Origin of the sequence: Rhodoplanes roseus, assembly GCF_003258865.1 — a bacterium.
Taxonomy (GTDB): Bacteria; Pseudomonadota; Alphaproteobacteria; order Rhizobiales; family Xanthobacteraceae; genus Rhodoplanes; species Rhodoplanes roseus.
Window position 1 is genome coordinate 1 of the sequence record NZ_NPEX01000364.1, and the last position, 4870, is coordinate 4870.

The 4870-nt window shown below is 70.3% G+C and carries 5 protein-coding genes; 3 read left to right on the plus strand and 2 right to left on the minus strand.

The features are described from left to right. Positions 1-59 precede the first annotated feature (59 nt). Entirely contained in the window at positions 60-1418 is a 1359-nt protein-coding gene (locus CH341_RS28120) for a UbiD family decarboxylase (RefSeq protein WP_111422368.1), read from the minus strand. Positions 1419-1586: 168 nt separating this feature from the next. Here CH341_RS28120 and CH341_RS28125 point away from each other — a divergent pair, with 168 nt between their 5' ends. From CH341_RS28125 to CH341_RS28135, 3 genes are read left to right on the plus strand one after another with little or no spacing between them, the layout of a single operon-like run. Further along, entirely contained in the window at positions 1587-2090 is a 504-nt protein-coding gene (locus CH341_RS28125; RefSeq protein ID WP_111422371.1) for a thiamine pyrophosphate-binding protein, read from the plus strand. Continuing rightward, positions 2087-2689 (plus strand): thiamine pyrophosphate-dependent enzyme, encoded by a 603-nt coding sequence (locus tag CH341_RS35425; protein ID WP_210208649.1) that lies wholly within the window; start codon positions 2087-2089, stop codon positions 2687-2689. Before CH341_RS28125 ends, CH341_RS35425 begins: the two co-directional genes overlap by 4 nt. A gap of 48 nt (positions 2690-2737) precedes the next feature. Next, on the plus strand, positions 2738-3745 hold the full coding sequence (locus CH341_RS28135) for an ABC transporter substrate-binding protein (protein WP_111422373.1): 1008 nt from the start codon (positions 2738-2740) through the stop codon (positions 3743-3745). A 154-nt stretch (positions 3746-3899) separates the two neighbouring features. Here CH341_RS28135 and CH341_RS28140 read toward each other — a convergent pair whose 3' ends face one another. Continuing rightward, a complete protein-coding gene (locus tag CH341_RS28140; RefSeq protein WP_210208650.1) occupies positions 3900-4805 on the minus strand; it encodes an NAD(P)-dependent oxidoreductase in 906 nt (301 codons plus the stop codon). Positions 4806-4870 lie beyond the last annotated feature (65 nt).

Here is a 4870-nt window from a genome sequence, read left to right on the forward strand (position 1 = left end):
AGTCCGCGCGTTGCGCGGACTCCGACCTCTCCCCAGCGGGGAGAGGTGAAGAGCACGCCTCACTCCGCCGGCTTCGGCTGCCCGGCCAGGAGCGCGGCGAGATCGACCTTGGGATAGACGATCTTGCTGTAGGACCCGCGCAGCTCGGGGGCGAGCGTCGCGTCGATGATGGTCTTGGCGATCACGCCGGTGCGGTCGGCGGCCGGGTGGAGCTCGTTGCCGAGCGTGCCCGGGATCGTCACCTGGTCGCGCTCCCAGCGCACCCGGGTCGACAGCGCCCAGAAGATCTCGGTCGGATTGAAGATGTCGACGTCGGTGTCGACGATCACGACCGTGTTGATGTTGACGTGCGCGTTGAGCGCCGCGAGGCCGACCGTGCGGGCCTCGCCGGGGCGCGGCTCCTCCATGGCGACCAGCGCCAGAAAGCCCGAGGCGAAGGGCGGCAGCGAGGCGTCGCGCACCCGCGGCGAGGCCTGCTGGCAGAGGCGCTTCAGCTTGGGCTCGCGGGTCACCGCGGTGCCGAGCAGCAGGTGCTCGAAGGAGGCGCCGGCGGTCGTCTGGAAGATCGGGTCGCGGCGGTGCGTGATCGCCTTGACGCGGCCGACCGGCTGCGGGTGCACGCCCGAATAATGGCCCGTGTACTCGGCCATCGGGCCCTCGGCCTCGCGCTCGCCGGCGACGATCTCGCATTCGAGCACGAGCTCGGCCGTCGCCGGCACCAGCACGTCGCAGGTCTTCGCCCTCACCACCGGCGTCGGGGTGCCGCGCATCGCGCCGGCGATCTCGTACTCGTCGCCGTCGTAGCGATAGGCGGCCGCGATCATCAGCGCGGGATCGACCCCGATGGCGACGCAGAACGGCAGGTTCTCGCCGCGCTTCTCCGCCGCCTCGAAGAACTCGAGCAGATGCCGCCAGGTGTTGAGGTTGACGCCGATGCGGTCGCGGCCCTTCACCTGCAGCCGTACGTAGGAGAGGTTGTGGCGGCCACCCCCGGGCTCGCGCGCGATGACGACGCCGGCGTTGATGTAGGGCCCGCCGTCCTTCGGCGCGTGGGTCGGCACCGGCAGCGTGCCGAGATCGACCTCGGTCTCGACGACCTCCTGGCAGGGCGCGGCGCCCGCGATCTCGCGCGGCGGGATCGGTGCGCGGACCGCCGCTTCCATTGTGTCGCCGAGATCGTCGCGGGCGCAGCCGACGGCGAGCGCGATGCGCTCGTGCGAGCCGAGCATGCTGCCCAGCACCGGCATGGTCGAGCCGCTCACCCGATGGAAGTAGGCCGCCTTCCCGTCCTGCTCGCAGGCGCGCAGCACCGCACCGAGCTCGTGCACCGGATCGACCGGCTTGGTGATGTCGCAGACGAGGCCCTTCTGCCGGAGCAGCGCCATGAAGCTGCGGAGGTCGTCGATCCGGCCCGTCATTGGTCCTCGCGGGTGGGGTGGTGAGCGGCGGCGCACCGCCTGAATTGCCGCGGGACCTTAGGCAGCCGCCCGGGCCGGCGTCAAACGACGCGACTGGTGCGCCCCTTGCAGGCGGCGTGCGCGGCCGGCACAGTCCGGACCGAGGCTTTCCGAGGAGACCCGCACGGAATGGACGTGCACGACATGATCCACGACCGGCTGCGCGAGACCGGCGTGACGCTCGCCGCCACCCTGCCGGACGACTGGGTGGCCCCGCTGATCGGACGGATCGATCGCGATCCGGAGATGCGCCACGTGCCGGTCGCCCGCGAGGCGGAGGCGATCGCGGTCTGCTCGGGCGCCTTCTTCGGCGGGGTGCGCTCCGTCGCCGTGATGGGCGCGACCGGGCTTCTCACCTGCATGGGTGAGCTGGCGACCCTCAACCTGCGTCACCAGATCCCGGTGTTCATCGTGGCGAGCCGGCGCGGCTCGATCGACGACCACCGCGTCTATCAGGAGGTTCAGGGGCGCCGGACTTTCGCGGTGCTCGACGCCTACGACTTTCCATACCATGTGGTCGAGCGCACCGAGGACCTCGGCTGCATCCCGGACGCCTACGAGGCCTGCCGCCTGCAGAAGCGGCCTTTCGTGCTGTTCCTGGCCCGCAAGCTGGTGAAGGGAGCCGCCGCATGAGGGCCGCGGACGCGATGGCCGTGCTGGCGAAGCACCGCGGCGACGCCGTGGTGGTCTGCGCCCTCGGCATGGCCGCGAACGAATGGTGGGCGGCGACGCAGAGCGAGGACACGTTCTACATGCACGGCGCCATGGGCTTCGCAGCGAGCTTCGCGCTGGGGCTGGCGGCGGCGCGGCCGGAGCTGCCCGTCTGGGTGATCAACGCGGACGGCTCGCTGTGCATGAATCTCGGCTGCCTGCTCACCGAGGCGCAGCAGGCGCCCAGGAACCTGCGGCACTTCCTGGTCGACAACGGCGTCTACCAGACGGTCGGAGCCGTGCCGATGGTCAATCGCGGCCGCACCGACTTTGCCGCGATGGCGCGGGCGGCCGGCATCCCGCGCGCCGTCGCGATCTCCGATACGGCGGCGCTCGACGCGGCGCTGCCCGAACTTCTGGCCGGCGATGGTCCGGTATTTGCTGATCTGCAGGTCGAGCCGGACACCTCGCATCGCGCGATTCCGCCGATGCCCTACGAGGGGCCGGAGATGAAGTACCGTTTCGGCCGGGCGCTGGAGAAGCGGCTCGGCATCACGGTGTTCGGTCCACAGGGCTATTGACGGCGCGGACCGGGCGGCGTGAACCAGGACTGCGAACCGCAGAGGACCATGATGCGATCGATCGAACGACTGCTTTCCGCCGCGACCCTGACGGCCGCACTGCTGACCGCAATGCTCGTGGCCGGCGTCACCCCGGCGGCGGCGCAGGCGGCCGCCGACAAGATCACGATCCGCTTCACCTGGAAGCTGAAGGGCGAGTATGCGCCGCTCTTCGTCGCGCTCGACAAGGGCTACTACAAGGCCGAGGGGCTCGACGTCACGCTCGCCGAGGGCTCCGGCGCGCTCACCGTGATCAAGATGGTCGGCATCGGTCAGGAGCAGTTCGCCTACGGCCCGGCCGTCAACGCCGTGCAGGCGGTCAGCCAGGATCTCCCGGTGAAGATCGTCTCGCTCTACCAGGCCTCGACGCCGATGGGCGTCATCTCGTTTCCCGAGGTTCCGCTGAAGTCGCCGAAGGATCTCGAGGGCAAGTCGCTGGCGATCACGACCGGCGAGACCTTCTCGGACATGGTGCGGCCGTTCCTGAAGCTCAACGGCGTCGACATCGAGAAGGTGACGCGGGTCCAGATGGACAACTCGGCGCGGGCGACCCAGTTCATGGCGCGGCGCGTCGACACGATGGCGGTGTTCCTCACCAACGACCTGCCCAAGATGGAGCACGTCACCAAGACCAAGTTCAACGTGATCGACGTCGCCGCCTTCGGCCTGAAGGTGCCGGGCGCCGCGCTGATCGCCAACTCGGCCTGGGCGGAGCAGAACCCCGAGCTGGTTCGCAAGGTGCTGCGCGCCACCGCGAAGGGCTATGCCGACGCCATGGCGGATCCGGCCGCCGCTGCGCAGACGTTCCAGAAGTATCTCACCCTCAAGGAGGACCCGGGCGTGCTCGAGCGCCAGGTCCGCGTCACCATGGCGTCCACCAACGCGCCGGCCGGCAAGCCGATCGGCTGGACCGACGAGGCGACCTGGGCGGCCTGCCTCGATCTTCTGAGCGAGACCGGCAATCTCAAGGTCCGCAAGGCTCTGGACGCGTATTACACCAACGCCTACCTGCAGTGAGGCTGGGCTACCGACGTAGGTCCGCCCTCACCTGAGGAGTCGCCGAAGGCGGCGTCTCGAAGGGCGAGGGACGGCCGCGCCGCTGGCCACCACGCCGGTGGCCACATGGTTCGAGACGCGCTCTGCGAGCGCTCCTCACCATGAGGCGGGACCGTCAGGGCGGCGCGACGGCCCGCTCCACCACTCCCGACAGTTCCTGGATCAATGCGCCGACGGCGCCCCAGTCGGCGTCGGCGCGGCCGGTCTGCAGCAGCGCGTTCAGAAGCTGGTGGATGCCGGCCGAGACCGGTGCGTAGACGCCGGTCCGCGTCATCGCCTCGACCGCGATGCGCAGATCCTTCTCCATCAGGCGGGCCCGAAAGCCGGGCGTGAAATCGCGCTCGATGAGCCGCAGCGTGTGGCGCTCCAGCACGGTGCTGCGGGCAGCGCCGCCGAGCAGCGCCTCGCGCACGCGTTTCGGATCGACCCCCATGCGCAGCGCGAGCGCCACGGCCTCGGCGGCCCCCAGCATGTTGGCCGCGACGCAGACCTGATTGCAGGCCTTCGCCACCTGCCCGGCCCCGGCATCGCCGATATGGACGACCGTGGTCGCGATAGCGTCCAGACAGGGGCGCACGCGCTCCAAAACGTCGGCGGGGCCACCGACCATGCAGGACAGCGTGCCGTCCGCCGCCCCCTTCTGGCCGCCCGACACCGGGCAGTCCAGCATGGCGATGCCGCCCGCCGACAGGCGTGCAGCAAACTCGCGCGTCGCCACCGGATCGATGGTCGAGGTATCGACCACCACCGAGCCCGGCGCCATCACGGCCGCGATGCCGCCGTCGCCGAACAGCACCGCAGCGACATCCTCGGTCGCCGGCAGGCAGAGAAAGACGACATCGGCCTCGCGTGCCGCCGCGGCGGCGGAGCCGGCGAGCGTCGCCCCCAGCGCGATCACCGGGGCCGCCTTGGCCGGCGTCCGGCTGAACACCGTGAGGGCGAAACCCTTGCGGGCCAAATTGGCGGCCATGCCGCCGCCCATCACGCCGAGCCCGATGAAGGCGATCTTGAGTGACTCCATTCTCATGCTCTCCGGGATGTTGGACAAAGCCGGTCATTCCGGGGCGCGGACCGCAGGTCCGCGAG

Excerpts from the sequence above, each read along its gene's own strand:
- CH341_RS28120 (WP_111422368.1), bottom strand. The coding sequence starts at position 1,418 with ATGACGGGCCGGATCGACGACCTCCGCAGCTTCATGGCGCTGCTCCGG.
- CH341_RS28125 (WP_111422371.1), top strand. The coding sequence starts at position 1,587 with ATGGACGTGCACGACATGATCCACGACCGGCTGCGCGAGACCGGCGTG.
- CH341_RS35425 (WP_210208649.1), top strand. The coding sequence starts at position 2,087 with ATGAGGGCCGCGGACGCGATGGCCGTGCTGGCGAAGCACCGCGGCGAC.
- CH341_RS28135 (WP_111422373.1), top strand. The coding sequence starts at position 2,738 with ATGATGCGATCGATCGAACGACTGCTTTCCGCCGCGACCCTGACGGCC.
- CH341_RS28140 (WP_210208650.1), bottom strand. The coding sequence starts at position 4,805 with ATGGAGTCACTCAAGATCGCCTTCATCGGGCTCGGCGTGATGGGCGGC.